Genomic DNA, 21,342 nt, shown 5'->3' with positions numbered 1-21,342 from the left:
GTGCCAAGTCTGCCACGCCGAATCCGGGAACACGCGGCGGCGTTGCCCGAGGGCGCACCGATCTGCCCGCACGCCCTCCTGCACATGGGCAACCGCGCCGCCGTCGACCAGGCCCTGTCTCGCCTCGCTCGGCGGGGGCAACTGCTCCGGGTCTGCAGGGGCGTGTACGTGCGACCGATAGAGACGCGGTTTGGCGTTCGCGCACCGACCGTGGGAACCGTCATCTCGACTCTGGGTGCGCTGTGGGGGGAGACCATCGTCCCCTGCGGCGGCGCCGCAGCGAACGTACTCGGACTCACGACTCAGGTGCCGGTACGATTGGTGTACCTGACGTCGGGACCGAGCCGTACGTTGAGGCTCCTTGCGTTGACCGTCCGCTTGCGCCATGCGCCTCGCTGGCAACTTGTCGCCCCAGGGCAGACCTCCGGCCTTGCCGTCCGTGCCTTGGCTTGGCTGGGCCCGCAGGAAGTCGAAGACAGCCTCGACACCATCGCCCGCCGACTGTCCCCGACGGATCTTGCGGAGCTATCCGCCGCACGCGCGATCCTGCCGGCGTGGATCGCCGGGCCGGTCAGCGCCCTGGTGGCTCGTGGGTAGCATCTCCTTCCAGTCCCTCTCCACCTCCGAACGGCGCGAGGTGCTCAGCTCCGCCGCGAGCCTCAGTGGACGCCCACTGCACCTGCTGGAGAAGGACATCTGGGTCGTTGACACCCTTTCTGTGCTATTCGGTGCCTCGTTCGGGCGGAATCTGGTGTTCAAGGGAGGGACGTCGCTGGCAAAGGCCTACCAGGCGATCCGCCGATTTTCCGAGTATGTCCAGGTCACCTACGACATCCGCCGCTTCGCCCCCGAACTGGTGGCCGGTGCCGGCGAGGACGCGCTTCCGCCGACGCGGAGCCAGGAACAGCGCTGTGCTGGTGGAATTCGGGGCACGCTCGACCGGCGAGCCGCGCCAGGAGCGGGTGACCGAATGTGACGCGACCAGGTTCGTGCCCGAGGTTCGCTTTCCCTCCGCGCGCCCTCGGTCATGCTGGCCGAGCGAACTTTCTGGGAGAAGGCCACGGCCATCCATGTCTTCTGTCGGCGACGGCGACAGCGGGGGACACGTCTCTCGCGACACTGGCACGACCTCGTTCGCCTGGACGACGCCGGCTTCGCGGAGGGGGCGTTGGCCGACCGGCAGTTGGCACAGTCGGTCGCCCGCCACAAGTCGATGTTCTTTCGAGAGAAGGACGCAGCGGGACATTGGATCGACTACGAAGCCACCGTTTCAGGCGGGTTGCAATTGCGCCCCCAGGGTCCGTTCCGAGACGAACTCGCGGCCGACTACGAACGCATGACCGGCGACGGCATGCTGTTGGATGATCAGGAACCGTTCGACGAACTCATGAGTCGGTGTGCCGATATCGAGGTGAGAGCCAACAACGGCTGAGACCGCGCGCTACCCGGCGAGTCGGAGGGCCAGCAGCTTCGGCCACAGCTTGCCGGTCACCAGGAAGACACCGGTCTCGGGGACGTAGGCGATGCCGTTGAGCACGGCCTCGATGTCGCCGGGGCGGCGCGCGCTTAGGGGGACGCTGGAGAGGTCCAGCTCGCCGAGCACTTCGCCGTTTCGCTTGTCGATCCGCACGATGCGGTCCGTCTGGTACACGTTGGCGTAGATCCAGTCGCCCACGCATTCCAGCTCGTTCAGCCGCCGTTGCGGCGCGCCGCCCGCCGTGACCTCCATCGTCGCCACGACCGCGAACGTCTGCGGGTTACGCCGCTCCAGGGTGCTCGATCCGTCGGACATCCAGAGCGATTCACCGTCGTAGCACAGCCCCCATCCTTCTCCGTCGTAAACGTGCTCGCGTACAACCTCGAACGTCTCGAGATCGTAGACGAAGGCCCGGCCCGACTTCCAGGTGAGCTGGATCAACTCCGATCCGACGCGCGCCAGCCCTTCCCCGAACAAGGCCGAGTCCACCGCCACCCGGGCCTGGACTTCACCCGTTGGCACGTCGACCCGGCGCACGCTCGACTCTCCGTAACGGCCGGTGCTCTCGAGGAGCTGGCCGTCGTGGAAGAGGAGCCCCTGCGTATAGGCCGCCGGGTCGTGCGGGAACGTCCCCAGGATCTCGTAGTCGATGGATGGGACCGGCGCCCCGCAGCCCGCGAGTCCCATGAGCGCGATCGCCAACAGGACGCGGCGAACGCCGGGTGCGTGTGGCATCAGATGAGGTCCAGGACCGCCTCCACGGCACGCCGTCCCTCCGCGGCGGCGCCCGTCCAGTTCTGGTGCCCGCGGAGTTCGGAATGGCCGATCGCGACGCGGCCGAACGGTTCCCGGATCACGTCCGGGGGCGCGGGCGCACCTCCTCGCGCGAAGAAGAACCCCGGACCCGGCGCCACGTAGGCATGCCCCCAGCGGTTGAGGACGAGACCGCCGATGTCCTCGGCCGGATCGAAGCCCCCTTCGTCGAACAGTGCGACCATCTGCTCACGTAGCCGTCGCTCGTACTCCGCGAAGGGCGCGCTCAGCATCTCCATGCGCCCCGCCATCCCCTGATCCGCCGCGGACGAGCCCGGCGATTCGAAGGTGATGTAGAACGTCAGCATGGCCGGCTGGTCCGGGGCGAACGGCGGCCGGTAGTCGCCGGCATACATGGGGCGGCGGATGTTGCACGAGAAGCCGAGGTCCCCCTCGTAGATGCAGGCGGCGATGCCGAGCCGGTCCAGGAAGCGCCAGTTCCGGAGCGCCACGTTCGCCACGAGGATCGGGGCGTGCTGAAAGTGCCCGTAGGCGGCGCGGTGTCCGTCCGGCAGATCGGCCGCCACATAGCGGTTCATCCACCCCCCGCTCGCGAGCACGACCCCGTCCGCCTCGACCGAATACGCCCGGTCCCCGTGTACATAGGTGACGAGCACCCGGCCATCGCCGGTTCCCGTGTGCCGGACGTCGACGACCGTCGCCCCGAGCCGCAGCCGGACCGTCTGATCCGGGCGGTCGAGGCTGTCGAAGCCGATGCTCCCGTTGATCACGTCTCCCAGATCGGGCCCGCCCGCGATCCCGTCCGGCACCACATCCTTGACGAAATACCGCGCGATGCCGGCGTTCCCGCCCGGGAAGGAGTGGAAGGTCATGCCGTCGTAGCGGGACGGTCCCCCGAATCCGGGCAGATCGAAGTGCATCCCCCACCATGCCGACACGGCGTCGCATCCGAGGCCGATGATGCTGGCCAGGATCGGGTCGACGTACGCCGTGACCTCGGGAGGCAGGCCGAGCACGTCCTCGTAGTACGTCTTGAGGGTCATGCCATCGAGCCAGGCCCCGGGGTTGTCAGGGCCTCCCGGCGCGTCCGGCGGGATGTGGTCGCCGACCCGGGCCGCGCGCCAGCGGTCGAAGCCGGCGCGGACCTCGGGTGTCCAGGGCGCGCGCGAGGGATCGTCCCACAACTCCTTCACCCAGTGGCCCGCCCCGCTACCGGACCAGCCGCCGCCTCCGCCGAAGTGGTGTCCGACGGAGAACTGGTCCTGCACCCAGTGCATGAAGCCGTAGTTCTCGAGCGGCGCCTGCACGTCCCCGTCGTAGGGCGCGTACTCGAACTCGCGCGGGATTCCCAGCGACGTGAAGTAGTCGTCCGGTTCCCCCGTCGCGGGCCGTACACCAAAGTCGTTCGACCCCTGCGGGCCGGACAGCCGTACGCCGTCGACCTCGATGTCGTTGCGTTTCGCCTCGCCGCCGAACACCGGGTGGTTGTCCAGCACGAGGCAGCGACCGTTCGGACGGTGCCGTTTGAAGTGGTGCGCGGCGGAGAGCCCGGAGAGGCCGCCTCCGACGATGACGACGTCGAAACGCTCCCCCGTGTCCGTCACCTGTCCCACGGGAGGGCGGCCATCCCTGAGCCGGTGCGCGACCCGGACGAGTTCCGGCGTGTTCCCATGCGAAGGCGCGTAGTCCCCCACCCCGCCGGGCCCGTACCAATCCGCGCCGAGCATCTCGGACCACGGCTCGACGGGCGCACCCGACCCCGCGCCGGCGGCGACCTCCGGCCCGCGACCCGCACCGCCGTCCATCCCGCACCCGAGCAGCGCGGAACCGGCGATCCCCGCCCCCGCAAGCTGGACGAAGTCGCGGCGCGTGATCTCCCTGTCGAGACCGAGATCCCGGTCCGTCATTGCGTCGTCGTCCCGTCCTTCCGGTAGCGCTCGAACCAGGCGAGGATGTGCTCCACCTTGGCGATCAGGCCGCTCGGTCGCGCGCCGATGCTGTGGCTCGCCTCGGGGATCCGGACCAGGACCGACGGCACCTTCCGGATCTTCAGCGCCTGGTAGAACTGCTCCGACTCCGACATCGGGGTCCGCCAGTCGACCTCGCCCGTGATGAGCATCGTCGGCGTCGTCACATTGGCGACGTGGTGAATCGGCGAACGGTCCATGTAGTGGTCGAGGTTGTCCCACGGCGCGCCCGGGAACCAGTAGTTGAGGCCCCCGCTACCGCCCATGTCCGCCGTCAGCACCCAGCTATACCAGTTGATGACGGGCTTCTGCGACGCGGCCGCGGCGAAGCGGTCCGTGTGGCTCACGATCCAGGCCGTGAGAACGCCGCCGCCGGACCCCCCGGTGACGAACAACTGGTCTTCGTCGACATATCCGCGCGAGATCACTTCATCGACCCCGGAAATGAGATCGTCGAAGTCGTAGCTGGGATACGCGTGGTGAATCTCGTTCCCGAAATCCTCTCCGTAACTCGTGCTGCCGCGGGGGTTCGTATAGAGAACGACGTAGCCCGCCGAGGCGTACAACTGGACCTCGGCACTGAAGCGGTCTCCGTAGTTGGAGAACGGACCGCCGTGGATCTCGAGCACGAGCGGATACTTGCGGCTCGGATCAAAGCCCGGCGGCTTTACGATCCAGCCCTGGATGTCCAGCCCGTCGTACGACGACTTGTACCAGACCTCCTCGGTCTCGCCGATCGCCTTCTGCGCGAAGAGATCCTCGTTCAGATGCGTGAGCCGCTGCCAGTCCCCGTTCCGGTTTGTCACGGCGAGGTCCGCCGGGTGGTCCGGGGTCCCGTAGGTGTACGCGAACCTGTCGTTGCCCGAGGCGGAGAAGGTGCCGCCGCCGTAGGGGCGGCCCAGCGACAGGCCCTGCACGCTGGACACGATGTCCGTCACCGTTCCGTCGAGGTCGACGTGGGCCAGCCGCGTGTTCCCCTCGGTGTCGTACTGGAAGAACAGCCCCTGCCCGTCGCTCGCCCAGTGCAGGTTGCCGATCGAGCGGTCGAGGTCGTCCGCGAGCATGCGTGAGCCCGAGCCGTCGCGATTCATGACGTAGAGCTTCGACACCTGGTGCCCGAGGAAGCGGTCGTCGTACCCCGTGTACGCGATGAGTCGGCCGTCGGGCGACACTTTCGGGCTTTGATCGGGACCCTGCCGGTCCGTCAGCTGCCGGACCGACCCGTCCGCCACGGAGACCTCGAACACCTCCGAGTCGCGCACGTACTCCCAGTCGTCGCGCCGGGTGGCCGAGATCAGGAGGTGCTGCGAATCGCGGGTCCACTCCGGGGTCCCGCCGTGGTTGTAGGGACCGTGGGTGACCTGGCGCGGCGTCCCTCCCTCCTCCGGGAGCACGAAGACCTGCGAATAGCCGAGGGGGAGAAAGCCCCGTCCGTCCGAACGGTAGAAGAGCCGTTCGTACGTCGTGGCGGGGGGTGCCCACGTCGCCCCTTCGGGCTTGGCCGGCATACTCGCGAAGGGAGGCGGCGTGTCGGGGACGAACATGCTGAACGCGATCATGCGGCCGTCCGGAGACCACGAGAGCCCGCCGGGACCCTGCTCGAGGTGCGTGAGCATGGCCGTCTGGCCGGTGTCCATCCAGCGCAGGTACAGCTGGGACTTCCCGTGCTCGTCGCTCGCCACGTAGAGGAGCCGGGTGCCGTCCGGCGACCAGCGCGGCGACGAGAAGTTCTGCTGGCCGGTGAGGAGCGCCCGGTGGTTCGAGCCGTCGTAGTCTACGATCCACAGGTTGCGCCGCTCGCGGTCGGTCATGATGTCCATGAACGTGCGCGCGTACACGACCTGCGAGCCGTCCGGCGAGATGCGGGGGTCGCCGGCGACCTCGAGTTCGAACACGTCGGCCGGCCCGAAGTGGTTCGGATCCCGTTCCTGCGCGGCGAGCGGCGTGGCCGGCACAAGAGAGACCGCGAGCGCCACTGTGGCGACCACCGAGGTGAAGGTGAAGAAGAGGGACCTGCGGCCGAACGCCGCGCGTTGCCGTGACGACTTCATGACGCCTCCTGGGACTGCGATCTCGCGGGGTCCGCGTACCTGGAAGCCCCGCCCGGGCCAGCAAAGGTAGCGCGTTTCACCCCGCGGGATAAGTTGCGCGCCATGAACGATCCCGCGTTGCCGATTCCGGAGACCATTCGCTGGGCCCGTGGGGGGACGAGCGCGCTCATCCTCGACCAGACGCTCCTTCCCGGAGTGTTCGAGGAGAAGGAACTCTCCACGCTCGACGACTTCGTAGAAGCGATCCAGAGCCTGCGGGTGCGTGGCGCGCCGCTGATCGGGATCACCGCCGCCATCGGCCTCGCGGCTCTGGCGCGACAGTCCGCCGCCGAGAGGGTCACCCCGGACGAGCTGCGGGCGCGGTTCGCCGGCTGGGCCGACCGGCTCGGAGACGCGCGCCCGACGGCGGTCAACCTGCTGTGGGCAATCCGCCGCCTGCGGGCCCGTCTGGAGGCGGCGACCGGAACCGCCGGGGAGCTGGCCACGCTGCTGGCGGCCGAAGCGGACGCCATTCACGCCGAGGATCGTCGCATGTGCCGGGCGATCGGCGAGCACGCGGCGACGCTGCTCGCGGACGGCGAGGCGGTCATCACGCACTGCAACGCGGGCGCGCTCGCGACCGGCGGCATCGGCACGGCGCTCGCCCCGGTCTATGTCGCCGCCGAGACGGGGCGGAAGGTGCATGTCTTCGCCGACGAGACCCGCCCCCTCCTCCAGGGGAGCCGCCTCACCGCCTGGGAGCTGTCACGCGCCGGCATCGAGGTCACGATCCTCGCCGACAACATGGCCGGCTCATTGTTCGCCTCGACCCCGCCGGACATCGCCTTCGTCGGCTCCGACCGCATCGCGGCCAACGGCGACGTGGCAAACAAGATCGGGACCTATCCCCTCGCCGTGCTGGCCCACCGCCACGGCGTCCCCTTCTACGTGCTCGCCCCGACATCGACAGTGGATCTCGGCACGCCGACCGGTGCGGACATCCCGATCGAACATCGGGACCCGGATGAAGTCCGCCGAGGCTTCGGCCCCCTCCTCGCCCCCGAGGAGGCCGGCGTCTACAGCCCCGCCTTCGACGTCACGCCGCACGACCTCGTGGCCGGCATCGTCACGGAACGGGGAATCCACCGCCCGCCGTACATCGATTCGCTGGCCGCCGCGGTCGCCGAGGCGGAAGCTGATCGCCAGTCGCAGGGGGCTCAGTGACGATCCGCACACCCAGGCTGCCTGTGTCCGGTCCCGCTTTGCCGCTCTTGCTCGTGGCTGCCCTCGCGGGGGGTTGCGATTCGGGCTCACCGTCGGGCGGAGGCGATCTGACAACCGCGGTGGACTCGATCGGGGGCGTCATCCGGCTGACCAACACCGGGACACCGCCCGAATGGCAACTTACCCCAGTCGTATCCATCGGTCCGAAGTCCCTTACGGACGCCGCCTCACCGGACGAGTTCGGATCTGTCCCCAGCGCCGCCCTCGGGCCGAATGGCGCCCTGTTCGTCGCCGACAACCTTAACCACGAAGTCCGAGTGTTCGGTCTGGACGGGGCCCACAGGCGCACCTTCGGTCGATTCGGCGAGGGCCCGGGCGAGTTCAGCGGTCTGTATTCCGTGGCGTGGGTCGGAGATCGACTCCTGACGCTCGACTTCGGGGTTGGACGGATCGGGGAGTTTTCCGCCGAAGGAGCGTGGCTCGGCCAACGGGAGGTGCCCGGTGGCCTCACTGGTTCACCGGCGCAGCTTCGCTTCTTCCCCGTGAGCGCGGATGAGGCCTTCGCGGCCGGCTTGCGGACGGGCCCGGCGGGCCTGGAGTCCGTGTTCGTAGGCCACGATAGCCGCGGCGTTACAGGTGACACGCTGACATATGTACGGTCGCCCGCGAGCGCCGGCTCCACGATCATCTGCCGGTACGACGGAGGGATGAGTTTCTTCGACGTTCCCTTCCGGGCACGCCTCGTCCAGCATCCCGGCCCCGGCGGCGTAATGTACGTGGCGCTGTCCGACGCCTACAGGATCGCGGTGATTCGCGGGGACGCCGATACCCTGAGGGTGATCGAACGCGCACTACCGGCCGAGCCGGTATCCGACGAGGAGTGGGCGGCCGCCAATCAGGCGTTCGAGGCGTTCCGCGCCGATTATCCGAATGCTTCCTGCGATCCGCGACGTCCCGACCGCCCGGACGGCAAGCCATTTATCGCCGCACTGTTCGTCGCGCCCGCGGCAGACTCTGGGTGGAGGTCGTCCGAACGGCCGGCAACCGCTGGGAGTTGTTCGACGCCGAGGGCCGACTCCTCGCCAGTCTCCCCGTCCGCCCGCAGAGGGAGCACGCCGCTCCCGCGTTCGGTCCGGAGCACATGGTCACGATCCGGCGCGACAGCCTCGATCTGGACCATGTCGATGTCTGGCGGATCGACCCGGGAGGCCAATAGCCGCTGGTCCCCGCGACTACCGTTCGTGGTGCCGGGGCTGATGGATCGAACGCATCCAGGCAGTGATCTGGCTAGCGCCGGTGTAGAGGGTGCCCAGGCAGGTGTACCTGTCTCCGCGTGGCAAGATCAAGCTCCTCGATGAACAGATCGGTGTCGAACAGGTAGTTCGGGTAAGCCGCTCGCAGCCACGAGAACGACCTCGGCGCCATCAATCCCGCGGATTTCTTCTCTCTCTTCGCCACGCCCCCATGAGTCCGACTTGCCACGAGAACGACCTCGGCGCCATCAATCCCGCGGATTTCTTCTTCTCTCTCTTCGTAGAATCGTGCCGCCCCCATGAGTTCCGACTTCCTGAAACCTCTTACGCTATGGAGCGCTCATCGGGCCTGCGCTCGAGGAGAAAATAGTGGCAGTAGGACGGGAGCCGCTCCGGTACATAGCTGATGAACGTCCGATAGTCATCCAGCGTGCCGACTACATTGAGTTCGTTCGCGAGCCCCACCAACGAGTCCCGTAGCTCAACCGGATCGGAAGGGGTCTCCGGAACCACGGGCGAGCGCTCCTTTATGGCGAGCCAAGACCCGGCCAGAGCGAAGAACCGCAGCCAGTCCGAATTCCCCTCGCTGGACTTGAGGGCCTGGTCCTTGATCGCCCCGGCCGTCTCGACAGCGGTCGCCCAGGCGTGTTGGAGCTTCGAGCGCAGCTGTATCTCGATCCGGAGCCCGTTGTATGTATCGTTCCTGTCGCTTCGATAGCGGTACACGAGGTGAACACCCCGGTAGCCGGATAGCTTGGGCCACTGGATGTAGTCCACCTCGCGGATGAGCTGATGCTTCATTCTCGAGCGACGATGCGCACTCCACAGTTCCCGAACCGCAGCAGGGCTGCCGAGGATCGCACGGCAACCAGCGATGTCCTGCATCTGCGACAACTTCATGTCGGGGAACCGACGCAACTTGGCGATCGTGGCCGGTGCCCGCTTCAGGCGCTGTGAGACGATGGCGTCGGGCTCGATGCTCCTCGCCCGCCGCCGCAGCCCCATCTGCATCGTGTTGAGCGGAAAGCTGTGCGCCGCACGCCAGTTGTTCAGGATCGCGAGTTCATGGCGGGTGTCCGGCTCGCCCCGCCCGTTCCCGACCCAACCGGTGATAGCGAGCTTCTTCCCGGCGCGGTCGACCTCACCTCGCGAATAGAGCGGTGGAATCCAGTCCATGGTGGTGGAACGCTATCCTCGCGTTTCTGCCGCCGCCACCAGATGGCGACATCTCAGGACGGGATTGGAGACGTGTTCTACGGTTCGTGGTGCAGGATCGGCAGGTAGGCCTTCCAGGGGCCCACCTCGTCGTCGAACTGGTGGGCGACGACGCGTGTGATCTGGGCGATGTGGTTCAGGTCATGGACGGCCCAGGTGGCCAGGAGTTGCCGCAGCGTGACCTCGCCCAGTTCCGGGTGAAGGCCCCCGGCGTCGAGATCCGCCCCGCCCGCGATCACCTCTCGCAGCGCCGAAAGGCCGGTCTCACGAAGGGTCTCGAACTCGTCCAGCAGTTCGCCGAGCGAGCGGTCGCGGGTCCGCTCGATGTGTGCGAAGCGATCAAACGGAGGGAATGCACGCTCCCGGCCGTGCTCGAGGATCCAGCGCGCCCGTGGAATCCAGTCGTCGATCTCGCCCTGGATCAGATGCCCGAGCACGCTGAACGGGCTGAACGTCCCCTCACCCTCATCCGCGCGCAGGAGGTCGGGAGGCAGGTCCTGGAGCAGAACGCGCACGGTCCCCGGGGTCCGCGTGAGGAGGGTGATGATGTCCTCCGACAGCATGTCATCTCCCACAAGCACGTCGTCCGCCATCTGGCACCTCTCCGCCGAAAAGGACGCGGGCCGAAACCGAACGTGGTCACCCCGCCTTTGCAACAGGGCTTCGGAGCCGCATCCTCCTGCCATCCGAGCAGCCGGCCGCCAGCGGGACCACCCTACACGCGAGGCGAGATCTTCCGCCGTGAGCGACACAACAGGCCCCCGGCACACATCCCGGGAACCGGGCCTCGCCCGGTTCGTGGAGCGCCTGCGCGGCGATGCGCCGACGGCCACAGTGGAATTGCGTCCCCCGCGGAGTGAACTCACGCGGGGCGGGGCGATGGACATGTGGATCGACCTCTCACACGCGATCCGGGGACTCGCGGCGCGTGACGCGTTCCTCATGCTCACCGACAGCGCCGTGGGAGAGGAGGAAGAGGAGAACCTGCAGCACCTCACGGCAAACCTGGCCAACGAAGTCGAGCCGTGGCGCGTCATTCCCTTCCTGACCTGCCTCCACCCACTCGACTACTGCCTCCGCTACGGAGACCGGGCGCGTGCGCGCGGCGTGGAGAGTCTCACCGTGACCGGGGGTGACCGCGTCCGCGGCGCGGCGCGCTGCGTGCCCCACGGATACATGCTTCGACAGCAGTTGCGCGAGCGGGCGCCGGAGCTGTCGCTCGGCGGCTGGGTCAACCTCCACCGCCCGATCGCCGAACAGATCGGCTTCGCTACGGGCCCGGAGTACGAGGCGGACTACTACCTCACGCAGGTCGTCTCGCACCACGACCTGGCGCGCGTGGAGCGATGGCTGGGGGGCGCAGAGCGGGAGGGTCTGGCGATCCCCGGTTCGTTCGGCGTCTTCTACTACCGGAACGGCCGACGGGGCGTGCTGGAACACCTGTCCCGGTACTTCCCCGTTCCGGTGGAGGCGGTGGCCACCGCGTTCGAGGCAGGGATGACGCCCGAACGGCACTGTGCGGAGACGATCGTCGCGCTCCGGCGGCTGGGGGTCGCGCACGTCTATCTGTGCAACCTCGCCCCGCGCCGCGCAGCCACCCAGTTCGATCGGATCATGTCCGAGGTCGACGCGCTCGAGACCGGCTCCGGCTGATGCGAGGGGCACCCCGCCGAGCCACTATTCGGTCGCGTCGAGTCGGTTCAGCTTGCCGGGCCAGTCGAGGATGCACCGGTCGGCGGTGAGCAGTTCATGCCCTTCGAGGGCCGTGGCGACGATCAGCCGGTCGGCGGGATCCCCACGCAGGTCCGGAAGCAGTCCAGCCCGTACGCCAATCAGACCGCTGACCGGGATTTCGACAAGTCCCTGGGTGAGAAGGTCGCGACGCAAGGCCTCGGGGTCCACGAGGAGGTCGAGGCGCCCACTGTGGACGCGCATGGCGACCTCCCAGAAGGATATGGCCGAGATCGCCGCGCGTCTCCGGGGTAATGCACGCTCGACCATCCGGCGCGCGCGCCCCCCGAGACGACGGTCTCCACGCCCGTGCCATAGCAGGACATGCGTGTCGAGCAGGATCAAAACAGATCCTCTCCGTCGTCCTCCCCCTGATCCCACCACTCCCGGGGCATGGGCCCCACGATATCGCCATGAATCCGGATGACGTCACGATACCGTCCGAACAAGGTCTCCGGCTTCTCGCTACAGGGCACGAGCTTCGACACGGGGCGGCCGTTCTTCGTGATCACGATCTCCTCGCCGGTCGCCGCGACCTCATCCATGAGCTTGAGACATTTCGCCTTGAACTCCGACGCCTTAATGGTCCGTGGGACGCCCGCGGGCCCCTCGTGCTCTGCTTCCATCCGTCCGCTCCGAGTGTGTGCAACGCCGTCAACGCACCATCAATAGAACCATGGTCATGACCATGGTCAAATCCTGACGCGAGATTGTGCAGCGGCCGGGCCGCATGAAGTGTTAGCTCCTCGTCGGCCCTGTCCGGTCTGATGAGTCCGGTTCAACCCCAGCACGAGGAAGATCCGACGATGGTCACACGACGCGACTGGCTCCGTTCCACCACCGCCGCGGGCGCGGCCCTCTCCCTCAACCCCCGCATCCTGCGCGCCCTCGCGAGCCAGGAGATGATCACGCGGCCCGTCCCCTCCACCGGTGAGGAGCTGCCGATCGTGGGCCTTGGCAGTTCCGCGACCTTCCAGCGCGTGGCGCGCGGCGACGACGTTACGCAGCTCGAGGGGGTGATGCAGGCGCTGGTGGACGGCGGCGGTACGGTGTTCGACACCGCCCCCGGCTACGGCTCCTCGGAGGAGGTGGCGGGGGCCATCTGTCAGGACCTCGGGATCTCCGAACGAATCTTCTGGGCGACGAAGGTGAACGTGGCCGGGCGGGGCGGAGGCTCCGCGGACCCGGACGCGGCGAGAGCCCAGATCGAGCGCTCCTTCGAGTACTTCGGGGTCCCCGTGATCGACCTCATCCAGGTCCACAACCTCGGAGACCCGCCGGTGCAGGTGGGGATCCTGGAGGAACTGAAGGCCGCGGGGCGCGTCCGCTACATCGGGATCACGAGCACGAGCGAACGCCGGTACCCGACGCTTGCGCAGGTGATGCAGGACTATACCCTCGATTTCATCGGGATCGACTACGCGGTCGACAATGTGAGTGCGGCCGAGGAGATCCTCCCGCTCGCCGCGGAACGGAAGATCGGCGTGCTCGTGTACGTGCCGTTCGGGCGCACGCGGCTCTGGGCGCGGGTGGGAGACCGCGAGGTACCGGAGTGGGCGAGCGAGTTCGACGCCCATTCGTGGGCCCAGTTCTTCATCAAGTTCGCGGCGGCGCACCCCGCCGTGACGGTGGTGACGCCGGCGACGAGCAGGGCGGAGCACATGGTCGACAACCTCGGCGGCGGCATGGGACGGCTCCCCGACGAGGATCAGCAGGCCCGCATGATCGAGTACGTGAGCCAGCTCCCGGAAGCCGGCTGAGCAGAGCCGCGGCGGCGCGTTCCCGCGGGAACGTCGCCGCCGGGCTGTCCGCCGCTCAGGACACGAGTTCGACGGTTTCGTCGGCGGGGTCCACCGCCTCCAGCCCCAGGCGCCCGAGTTCGCGGTTCACCGCCGCGAGTTCGTTCGCCCACACCTCCTGCAGGCGGCCTGCGTAGCCCTCGAGTTCGGCGACCATGATCTCGAACACCTCGTACATCCCGCTCCCTGGCCGCCCGTCGCCCCGCTCCGACATCGACAGCAGGTTCGCGAGGCGGTTGTTGACCCGGATCGGGAAGTTGAGCGGATCCTGATTGCTGCGGTTCCGCACCTGGTAGATGTTGCCCTCGACCTCCGAAGCCGCTGCCGTCAGCGCCCCGGCGGCGTCCGCCAGCGCGGCGTCATCCGAGGCCTCCAACCGGTCATCGAGCTGTGCCTTCACGCGGCGGATCGCGATCACCGCCGAGTTGGCCTCGTCCACGCGCGCCCGGATCCGCATCCCGAACTCGAACTGCTCCTGGAGATCCGCGTCCGTCACGCCTGCGATCCAGGGGTGACGGGCGACCTCCACCTCGGTCGTCCGCACTTCGCCGTCGGCGGTCAAACGCACCGTGTACGTCCCCGGCGGCACGGTCGGCGCCATCGCCCGCACGCCCCACAGGATCATGCCGGGGAAGGTCGCGGCCGGATCGGTACGCAGATCCCACTGCAGCATGTTGAGGCCGGCTTCGGTGGGCAGAGCGGGCCCGGCCCAGCGGTCACGGGCCGGCGGCACGGCCTCCGCCTCCGCGACCGCCGCCGAATCCTCCGCGACCGCCGCCGAGTCCTCCGCGGCCGGCTCCACCGGCGCCGCGGGCTCGTATGTGCGCAGCACCACGCCTGGCGCGTCGAGGATCTCCAGCCTCGCCTCTTCAGGCGCGTCTCCAAGCCACCACGAGAGCGTCGCCCCGTTCGCCGAGCGGTAGGCTGTCGCCGGATCGAACAGTACGACCGCCTCCCCGGTCATGCCGCCCCGGGCCTGCCGCAGCGGCGCCAGGTTGTCCAGCACCCAGAAGCCGCGGCCGTGGCTCGCGATCGCGAGTTCGTTGTGCTCCACGATCACGTCCGACACCGGAATGTCGGGGAACCCCGGATTCAATTCCTGCCAGTTCGCCCCGTCGTCGTACGACACGTACATGCCATGCTGCGTCCCGGCGTAGAGCAGCCCCGCCCGGCTCGGGTCTTCGCGCACCGCGTGCACGTAGGCGTCCCCCCGGATCCCGTGCACGATCTTCGTCCAGGTCGCGCCGTAGTCGTCCGTCTTCCAGACGTAGGGAGAGAGATCGTTCAGGAGCGGCTTGCGCACGGAGACGTAGGCCCGCCCGGCCTCGAACACCGAGGCGTCGATCTGGCTCACCCGCCCGAACTCCGGCATGTCCGGCGGCGTCACGTCCGTCCAGGTCTCGCCGCCGTCGCGCGTCACGTGAACGAGTCCGTCGTCCGACCCTGTCCAGATCACGTCGATGTCCACCTTCCCGGGCCCGACCGAGAAGATCGTGGCGTAGACCTCGGGCCCGTTCATATCCCCGGTGATCGGCCCGCCGGAATGGCCCAGCGTCATGGGGTCGGCGCGCGTCAGGTCGTGGCTGATCGCCTCCCAGTCGTCCCCCGCGTTCGTCGTCTTCCAGAGCCGGTTCGAGGACGCGTAGAGGACGTTCGGGTCGAGGGGCGAGAAGATGATGGGGAAGGTCCACTGCCAGCGCTCCACCATCTCGCTGGCGGGCTCGCCGGAATAGAACCAGGGATACGGATTCACCTCGCGCGAGATGCCCAGCCGCCGGTTGAAGCGGTCGATGTAGCGCCCGTTGTTCGTCCCCGAGAAGAAGACGTCGAGGTCCTTCGGGTCCGGCGCGATGTAGCCCGGTTCCCCGCCCCCGGCGCGGTACGCGACCTCCATCGAACCCTCGGTGATGCTCGCGGGCTGCCCGCCGCCGAACCCCGGCGCCTGGCCGAGCCCGAGGCGGCTCGCGTTCCAGGCCGACGGCAGGCACAACGTGCTGTTGTCCTGCTGCGAGCCGCAGACGTGGAACGGGACGTGGGCCGTGGTCACCCCGTGGTAGAACTGCGCGGTCGAGAACTCCTGGTCCGTCCAGCGCTGCCCCGTGTCGAAGCTCACCGCCCCACCGCCGTCGTTGGCCACGATCAGGTGGGCGGGGTCCTCCGGGCTGATCCAGAAGTCGTGGAAGTCCCCGTGCGTCCCGTTGTTGATGACCTCGTACGTGACGCCCCCATCCGTGGAGTGGAAGAGCGAGGTGTTCTGTACGTACACGACATCGGGATCGTGGTGGTCCGCGAAGACGTGCGTGTAGTAGAAGGCGCGCTGCCGGATGCGCCGCTCATCGTTGACCAGTTCCCATGTCTCACCGCCGTCGTCGCTGCGGAACAGTCCCCCGTCCGCGTGCTCGAAGAGGGCGAACACCCGCCCGGAGTTCGCGCTTGAGACCGCGAGCCCGATCCGCCCCACGACGCCCTCGGGCGGCATGCCGTGGTTTCGCGTGATCTCCGTCCACGTGTCACCCCCGTCCGTGCTCTTGAACATCCCGCTCCCGGGACCGCCGGACGACATCGTGTATTCCTTGCGGAACGCCTCCCACAGCGCCGCGTAGATCACATCCGGATCGTTCCGGTCCAGCGCGATGTCGACGGCACCCGTGCGCTCGTCACGGAACAGGACCCGCTCCCAACTGTCGCCGCCATCCGTGCTCCTGTAGAGGCCCCGTTCCTCGCTCGGGACGCCGTACTTACCGAAAGACGCGACGTAGACGATGCTCGGGTCGGTCGGATGGATGCGGATCTTGGCGATCCCGTGAGATTCGGAGAACCCGACGTGCTCCCACGTCTCGCCGCCATCGCGGCTGCGGTAGACGCCGTCGCCCGGCATGATGTTGCCGCGGATGCAGGTCTCGCCGGTGCCGATGAAGACGAGATCCGGGTCGGTCTCGGAGACGGCGACCGCCCCCACCGAAGCCGAGCCGATCTTGAAGTCGGTGACGGGCCCCCAGTTCTCGCCCCCGTCCGTCGTCTTCCACAACCCGCCCCCGGTGGCGCCGAAGTACCCTTCCTGCGGCCGGCCCACGACGCCGCTCACGGCGATGGATCGGCCTCCCCTGTCGGGCCCGAGGTTCCGCCAGCGGTATCCCGCCAGAAAAGCCGAGTCGAGCGTTACCGCCGCGGAGGCGACGTCTTGCGCCCGCAGCGGGCCGGGGTCGCTGGAACTCAGGAAGATGAAGGGCGCCAGCAGGTAAACGAGATGACGCGGGGTGCGGTTCATGGCGAGGCTCCGTGGGTGGACGGTCGGCAACCGCGAACTCTTCCGCGCAAGATAGGCCCGGATTCCGGGGCGGCGGAAGGCGAGGGGCCGCCGCCCCGCGGAGGGAGGCGTCAGCTCCCTCCAGGAAGCTCCGAAACCGGGTCGGGCGGCGGATGCAGATCGAACATCACGACGGACTCCACATCGAGCGAGTCCCGGCGTGTCCCGAGCAGGTAGTCGGCTCCGAACTCGTAGACGCCGAGACCGGGGACCGGCCCGAGATGGCAGAGGAACTCTCCGTCCGGTTCGAACACCATCCACCCCCCGGACTCTCGAGGCCTCGGGTAGCGCCGCACCCAGATGCGGCCGTCCCGCCCCACCGCCAGCGAAGAGACGGTCGGAAAACGGTCTGCGATGGGGCGGTCCTCACCCGCCGTGAGCTCGGTGAACTCCGCCGCCATCCCCTCTGCCCCCTCGCGGCTCTCCAGATACTCCTCGCGCCACGCCCGCACGTGGGCCGATGTCACATCCCTTTCCGGGTCGAGCCAGCGCACGATTCGGTAGAGACGCAGCTGCTCGTCCACAAGCTGGACTTCCGGATCCCGTCCGGTGCTGATGGCGATCGTGGTACCCGCCGCATCGACGGACGGCCCTGCTTCGAAGAGAGGGTCGAGCGTCAGGTTCATGGACCCGGTCGGGGGTCCGTAACGTCGCCCCTCGAGGACCCTGAGCGTCTCGTTGAGGATACCATCCGGCCCATGTACTTCGACGATCACGTCGCGTGGAGTACGGTAGTCGCTCGCTCTACCCTCCGAGCGCACGTTGACCGAGTACCCATTCGACAGCACACCGCCGCCGCGGCTCGGGTTCGCGTACAGGGGGTGCAGCTGCACGCTCCGAACGAACTCGCCCTCCGCGGTGAACACGTTGTAGCGCGGCGGCCTGTAGTCGCCGATCCAGAGCGTATCTCCCGGGAGCACCCACAGGACGTATGGGTTGCGGAACTCTCCGGGGCCCTCCCCTTCACCGCCCATGGAGCGCACATGCTGACCCGATGGGCTGAAGATGCGGACGTCCGCCGTCGCTCTCTCGGCGACCGCGACCGAGCCGTCCGAGAGCCGACCCGCACCGCGGACCTGAAAGAACTCGTAGCGCTCGTCGCCGGAGATCTCTCCGACCGCGAAGGTCGGCTCCTGGCTGACCGTGCATCGCCGGTCCGAATTGAGCGGGTCGCTCGTCACGATGGCGACGTCGGAACTGTCCACAACCACGGTCTGCCGTGCCCTGGGCTCCTCTCGACCGCAGCCCGAGGCGGCGACGGCGATGGCGACCACGCCGAGCGCGGGTGCCCTGCGGTTCACGCGTAGTCTCAAGACGTCAGCCTCCTTCGGGGCTCGGCCCCGGGGGATCCGGCGGAGTGATTTTGTACATGACGACCGACTCGATGTTCCAACTCGTCCCGGCGCGACCCGAGGATGTAGTCGGCTCCTATTTCGTAGACCTGCAATCCCGGCACCGGATCCGGGTGGCAGAAGAAGCCACCGTCCGGTTCGAAGGCGAGCCATCCCGTGGTCTCTCGTGGCCTCGGGTAGCGCCGCACCCAGATGCGGCCGTCGCGGCCCACTCGGACGGAAGAGGCGGCGGGGAAACGATCCGCGACCGGGCGCTCGTCGCTCAGGCGGACAGCGTCCTGCGAGCGGCGCGTTCCCTCGAAGCTGCCCCAGTCGCGCTGTTGTCTCACGTACTCTTCGCGCCACGCCCGCACATCCGCGCGGGTCACGTCCCTGTCCTCATCGAGCCAACGGATGATGCGGTGCAGACGAAACTGTTCGTCCAGGACGCGGACTTCCGGATCGCGTCCGGTCGTGACGGCGATTGTCGTGCCTTCAGCATCGACAGAAGGCTCCCCATCGAACATGGGGCCAAGCCTGAGGTTGGGCGCCTCATCCATGTAACCGAAACGCCGTCCCGGGAGGGTCATGAGGTGGCTGGAGAGGGCTCCATCCGGCCGATGCGCCTCGATGACATATTCTCGCGGCGTGCGGAAATCATCGCGGTCCCCATCGTCGTCCCGCTGGTTGATCGAGTATCCGTTCGACAGCACGCCGCCGCCGTGGCTCGGATTCAGATAGAGGGGATCCAGCGTGACCAGCCGAATAAATTCCCCGTCGGGAGAAAAGACCTGGAACCGCTGTGGCCGATAGTCACCTACCCACAGCGTATCTCCGGAAAGGGCCCACATGAACCAGAGGTTCCGGAACTCGCCCGGCCCATCGCCGCGCCCACCCATCGAACGCACGAATTCGCCGGTTGCGCTGAAGATTCGGACGTCCTGGTTGCGCTTGTCGACGATGGCGACCGATCCGTCCGAGAGCCGGGCCATGCCGCGAAGAGTGTAGAACTCATAACGCGCGTCGCCGAACGCGTCGCCTACCGCGAAGAACGGCTCCTCGCCGACCTTGCAGCGGCGATCCGAATTGAGCGGATCACTCGTGACGATCACGACGCCGGCGCTGTCCACCACCGCACTACTCTGAGCCGCTGCCTCACGCGGACTGAGTCCGAACGCGAAAGCTCCGACCGCGACGGCGAGGGGCCACCTTGCCCGGCGCGTTCCGGCAAGTTTCATCATCTTCGGCCTCCCTCTGTCCGTTTCTGAACGATCAGATGCGATGGGTGTCGACACAACACTCCGGTCGCCTCGGCTGCCTCTGGAGCCTCGTCTATCCCGCCAGAAAAAGGCGGAGTCCAGCGTGACCGCTCCGGAGGCGACCTCCTGCGCTCCCAGCGGGCGGGGGTCGCCGGGACTCAGGAAGATGAAGAGCGCCAGCGGCGAGACGAGAAGGCGGTGGCTTTGCGAGAAGCACAGGTCAGTCGCTCACCCGGTGCTCATCGAGGATCATGCTGCCGAGCGTTCCACGCAGCCACCGCTTCGTGTAGGCCTCTCTCAGGGGGATGCGTGGCCGATGGCCCACGTCATCGAGAAGACGTTCCAGCGACACAAGCCGCTCGCGAAAGCCGGCGCGGATGCCGAAACGGAGGCTGGCCTTATCCGGACCGCACAGGACCCATGCGTCGGTTCGGTTCGAGGCGTGAGCCCATAGAGCTGCCTCTCCGAGATCGAGCGAGATATCGTCCAGTCGCAGGGTCAACTCCGCGCGCTCGTTGTTTCCTACGTAGTGAACGACCGCGAGAGATTCGCATAGCTGTCCCTCATCGATTTGCTGCTCGGGCCGTCGAAGTTGGAACCCTGGCTGAGTCTCCGCGACGCAATCCTCGACGGTTTCGACCCGATATCCGCCGGCGAGCGCGCGCCATGCCCTAACACGGTGCGATTCTATAATGACGTTCGTGTCGACGAGTACCGTGCCACCGTGGCGCACCACGCTCCCTCACAGCTCGACAGGTGCCGGGACGCCGTGCGCCGCGAACAACTCCATCACACCTTCCACAGGGAGGTCAAGCACACCGGCCATGCGCCGCATGGAGACATGGCCTCGGTCGACGGCCAGGCCCGCGACTTCGGCGAAGGGCTTCGAAAACAGAGCGGGCGCGACATCGTCGGCGAATTCGCGTCTGTTGTTTCGCAGTCTCTCCGGGGGCAGCGCAAGCGCTGCCGACTTCGTCAACCGGCGAAGCGCCACCAGTCGCCACATCAGAGCCGAGGCGGTCACGTGCAGTTCGTCTCCGGCCGCATTCAGGCGAGCGACCAGTTCCTGCTCGCTCAAGTGCCGCCAATCGCCAAAGCGGTCCAGCGCCGTCGTCGGCATGAGGACCGCCCCCGCGAAGTTGTTCGCGAGCTGCTCGACGCGGCGGCCACCCGTCTCCAGGGCCTCTTCCAGGTGTTCGGGCGGCATCGTATCCCACGTGAGAAGGTGAAACAGTTCGTGCGCGAGGTCGAAACTGCGACGGCCCACAACCTCGTGGCGCGCGATCAACACCACGTCCAGCTCGGGAAGGCGGCAGGCTGCGCCTGAAATGCCTCGACGGGCGTCCACCATGAGGACGAGGATGCCGAGGTCACGCTCCATGACGCTGGCCAGGCGCGTTGCGGGCACGGAACCCAGCTCGAAGTCGGCGGCGAAACGTGCGCCTGCCTCCATCGCCGTCTCATAGCTGGAACGACGAGTGAGCCCCAGGGTGCGGCGAAGTAGCGGAGTCCTCCGCTCGACCCGTGGCGCAAGGTTGCGGAACGCGGCGATCCAGCGTCCGGCCCGGCGCTCGTACTCTTCGAGTTGGTGGGTATCCGCGCCCTCGTGCCGCCACGAAAAGCGGCCTTCGGCGACGAGCCGAAAGGGATCTGTGAAGTAGTCGAGCGGTGCGCCCAGCTTCTCCGCTACCTGCACCAACTCTTCGGCCGTCACGCGCCGCACCCCGGTCTCAATGGCCGAGATGGTCTGCCGGTCCTTGAAGCCCAGCAGGCGGGCGAGATCGTCCTGGCTAAGCTGATTCTTCTTGCGCAGGGCCCTGATCCGGGCACCAACCAGAGTGGCCGTCACGATACCTTGGTCGAAGTGCTGTGTGTCTTGCGTTCTGTGAATAGCAAGAAGTTTATGCAAATGCATCTTCGCAAGCAACCGCCTGCGTCGGACTCGCGCGGATCCCCCGCCCGCCGACCGAAAGCG

Annotated in this window: 18 protein-coding genes and 1 pseudogene; 6 read left to right on the top strand and 13 right to left on the bottom strand. The window is 67.7% G+C overall.

Annotated features, from left to right (window positions below):
- Entirely contained in the window at positions 1-597 is a 597-nt protein-coding gene (locus ACN9M6_RS04800) for a DUF6088 family protein (protein WP_419162253.1), read from the top strand.
- A 1-nt stretch (position 598) separates the two neighbouring features.
- Positions 599-1,432, top strand: a pseudogene (locus ACN9M6_RS04795) (nucleotidyl transferase AbiEii/AbiGii toxin family protein).
- Between the two features lie 9 nt (positions 1,433-1,441).
- Here ACN9M6_RS04795 and ACN9M6_RS04790 read toward each other — a convergent pair.
- Genes ACN9M6_RS04790 through ACN9M6_RS04780 form a run of 3 tightly spaced genes read right to left on the bottom strand, consistent with a single transcriptional unit; the run spans position 1,442 to position 6,269 of the window.
- Positions 1,442-2,212 (bottom strand): glutaminyl-peptide cyclotransferase, encoded by a 771-nt coding sequence (locus tag ACN9M6_RS04790; RefSeq protein ID WP_419161782.1) that lies wholly within the window; start codon positions 2,210-2,212, stop codon positions 1,442-1,444.
- Positions 2,212-4,158 (bottom strand): NAD(P)-binding protein, encoded by a 1,947-nt coding sequence (locus ACN9M6_RS04785; protein ID WP_419161781.1) that lies wholly within the window; start codon positions 4,156-4,158, stop codon positions 2,212-2,214. Before ACN9M6_RS04785 ends, ACN9M6_RS04790 begins: the two co-directional genes overlap by 1 nt.
- Positions 4,155-6,269, bottom strand: a complete 2,115-nt coding sequence (locus tag ACN9M6_RS04780) for a prolyl oligopeptidase family serine peptidase (RefSeq protein ID WP_419161780.1) — start codon at positions 6,267-6,269, stop codon at positions 4,155-4,157. The genes ACN9M6_RS04785 and ACN9M6_RS04780 overlap by 4 nt, the downstream gene beginning before the upstream one ends.
- Positions 6,270-6,371: 102 nt before the next feature.
- Here ACN9M6_RS04780 and mtnA point away from each other — a divergent pair, with 102 nt between their 5' ends.
- Together mtnA and ACN9M6_RS04770 are read left to right on the top strand one after the other, a co-directional pair.
- Complete coding sequence (gene mtnA / locus ACN9M6_RS04775; RefSeq protein ID WP_419161779.1) at positions 6,372-7,472, top strand: S-methyl-5-thioribose-1-phosphate isomerase; 1,101 nt, start codon at positions 6,372-6,374, stop codon at positions 7,470-7,472.
- 1,018 nt (positions 7,473-8,490) lie between these two features.
- Positions 8,491-8,688: a hypothetical protein gene (locus tag ACN9M6_RS04770; RefSeq protein WP_419161778.1), complete on the top strand. Its 198-nt coding sequence runs from the start codon at positions 8,491-8,493 to the stop codon at positions 8,686-8,688.
- Positions 8,689-8,759: 71 nt separating this feature from the next.
- Here the strand turns inward: ACN9M6_RS04770 and ACN9M6_RS04765 are convergent, their stop codons facing one another.
- From ACN9M6_RS04765 to ACN9M6_RS04755, 3 genes are all read right to left on the bottom strand, one after another.
- Positions 8,760-9,026, bottom strand: coding sequence for a hypothetical protein (locus ACN9M6_RS04765; RefSeq protein ID WP_419161777.1), 267 nt, complete (start codon positions 9,024-9,026; stop codon positions 8,760-8,762).
- 23 nt (positions 9,027-9,049) lie between these two features.
- Positions 9,050-9,901 (bottom strand): RelA/SpoT domain-containing protein, encoded by an 852-nt coding sequence (locus ACN9M6_RS04760; RefSeq protein ID WP_419161776.1) that lies wholly within the window; start codon positions 9,899-9,901, stop codon positions 9,050-9,052.
- A gap of 77 nt (positions 9,902-9,978) precedes the next feature.
- Positions 9,979-10,533, bottom strand: coding sequence for a DinB family protein (locus tag ACN9M6_RS04755; RefSeq protein ID WP_419161775.1), 555 nt, complete (start codon positions 10,531-10,533; stop codon positions 9,979-9,981).
- 148 nt (positions 10,534-10,681) lie between these two features.
- Between ACN9M6_RS04755 and ACN9M6_RS04750 the strand changes: the two genes are divergently transcribed.
- A complete protein-coding gene (locus ACN9M6_RS04750; protein WP_419161774.1) occupies positions 10,682-11,593 on the top strand; it encodes a hypothetical protein in 912 nt (303 codons plus the stop codon).
- 24 nt (positions 11,594-11,617) lie between these two features.
- On the opposite strand, the gene ACN9M6_RS04745 is transcribed toward ACN9M6_RS04750, so the two are convergent.
- Both ACN9M6_RS04745 and ACN9M6_RS04740 read right to left on the bottom strand, forming a co-directional pair.
- Positions 11,618-12,052 (bottom strand): type II toxin-antitoxin system VapC family toxin, encoded by a 435-nt coding sequence (locus ACN9M6_RS04745; RefSeq protein WP_419161773.1) that lies wholly within the window; start codon positions 12,050-12,052, stop codon positions 11,618-11,620.
- A complete protein-coding gene (locus ACN9M6_RS04740) occupies positions 12,013-12,297 on the bottom strand; it encodes a type II toxin-antitoxin system Phd/YefM family antitoxin (protein WP_419161772.1) in 285 nt (94 codons plus the stop codon). Before ACN9M6_RS04740 ends, ACN9M6_RS04745 begins: the two co-directional genes overlap by 40 nt.
- Positions 12,298-12,477: 180 nt before the next feature.
- Between ACN9M6_RS04740 and ACN9M6_RS04735 the strand changes: the two genes are divergently transcribed.
- The gene (locus ACN9M6_RS04735; RefSeq protein WP_419161771.1) at positions 12,478-13,431 is read left to right on the top strand and encodes an aldo/keto reductase; all 954 of its coding nucleotides are present in this window, start codon (positions 12,478-12,480) and stop codon (positions 13,429-13,431) included.
- Between the two features lie 55 nt (positions 13,432-13,486).
- Here ACN9M6_RS04735 and ACN9M6_RS04730 read toward each other — a convergent pair whose 3' ends face one another.
- The 5 genes from ACN9M6_RS04730 to ACN9M6_RS04710 all read right to left on the bottom strand — a co-directional run bounded on the left by ACN9M6_RS04730 (position 13,487) and on the right by ACN9M6_RS04710 (position 21,294).
- Positions 13,487-16,738 carry a WD40/YVTN/BNR-like repeat-containing protein gene (locus ACN9M6_RS04730; RefSeq protein WP_419161770.1) on the bottom strand — a complete coding sequence of 1,084 codons (3,252 nt, stop codon included), beginning with the start codon at positions 16,736-16,738 and terminating at the stop codon, positions 13,487-13,489.
- Between the two features lie 110 nt (positions 16,739-16,848).
- Positions 16,849-18,078 (bottom strand): hypothetical protein, encoded by a 1,230-nt coding sequence (locus ACN9M6_RS04725; RefSeq protein WP_419161769.1) that lies wholly within the window; start codon positions 18,076-18,078, stop codon positions 16,849-16,851.
- Positions 18,079-18,086: 8 nt separating this feature from the next.
- On the bottom strand, positions 18,087-19,241 hold the full coding sequence (locus ACN9M6_RS04720) for a 6-bladed beta-propeller (protein WP_419161768.1): 1,155 nt from the start codon (positions 19,239-19,241) through the stop codon (positions 18,087-18,089).
- Positions 19,242-19,587: 346 nt separating this feature from the next.
- Positions 19,588-19,869, bottom strand: coding sequence for a hypothetical protein (locus tag ACN9M6_RS04715; RefSeq protein ID WP_419161767.1), 282 nt, complete (start codon positions 19,867-19,869; stop codon positions 19,588-19,590).
- Positions 19,870-20,109: 240 nt separating this feature from the next.
- The gene (locus tag ACN9M6_RS04710; RefSeq protein WP_419161766.1) at positions 20,110-21,294 is read right to left on the bottom strand and encodes a helix-turn-helix domain-containing protein; all 1,185 of its coding nucleotides are present in this window, start codon (positions 21,292-21,294) and stop codon (positions 20,110-20,112) included.
- Positions 21,295-21,342: the final 48 nt, after the last annotated feature.

The sequence above is a fragment of the Candidatus Palauibacter sp. genome, from assembly GCF_965197445.1.
Taxonomy (GTDB): domain Bacteria; phylum Gemmatimonadota; class Gemmatimonadetes; order Palauibacterales; family Palauibacteraceae; genus Palauibacter.
The sequence above is the reverse complement of the archived record's forward strand: the minus strand, read 5'-3'. Positions and strand labels throughout refer to the sequence as shown.

Bases quoted from the DNA above. Each gene is read 5' to 3' on its own strand.
- ACN9M6_RS04790 (WP_419161782.1), bottom strand. From the start codon at position 2,212: ATGCCACACGCACCCGGCGTTCGCCGCGTCCTGTTGGCGATCGCGCTC.
- ACN9M6_RS04780 (WP_419161780.1), bottom strand. From the start codon at position 6,269: ATGAAGTCGTCACGGCAACGCGCGGCGTTCGGCCGCAGGTCCCTCTTC.
- mtnA (WP_419161779.1), top strand. From the start codon at position 6,372: ATGAACGATCCCGCGTTGCCGATTCCGGAGACCATTCGCTGGGCCCGT.
- ACN9M6_RS04730 (WP_419161770.1), bottom strand. From the start codon at position 16,738: ATGAACCGCACCCCGCGTCATCTCGTTTACCTGCTGGCGCCCTTCATC.
- ACN9M6_RS04785 (WP_419161781.1), bottom strand. From the start codon at position 4,158: ATGACGGACCGGGATCTCGGTCTCGACAGGGAGATCACGCGCCGCGAC.
- ACN9M6_RS04765 (WP_419161777.1), bottom strand. From the start codon at position 9,026: ATGGGGGCGGCACGATTCTACGAAGAGAGAGAAGAAGAAATCCGCGGG.
- ACN9M6_RS04740 (WP_419161772.1), bottom strand. From the start codon at position 12,297: ATGGAAGCAGAGCACGAGGGGCCCGCGGGCGTCCCACGGACCATTAAG.
- ACN9M6_RS04760 (WP_419161776.1), bottom strand. From the start codon at position 9,901: ATGGACTGGATTCCACCGCTCTATTCGCGAGGTGAGGTCGACCGCGCC.
- ACN9M6_RS04735 (WP_419161771.1), top strand. From the start codon at position 12,478: ATGGTCACACGACGCGACTGGCTCCGTTCCACCACCGCCGCGGGCGCG.
- ACN9M6_RS04755 (WP_419161775.1), bottom strand. From the start codon at position 10,533: ATGGCGGACGACGTGCTTGTGGGAGATGACATGCTGTCGGAGGACATC.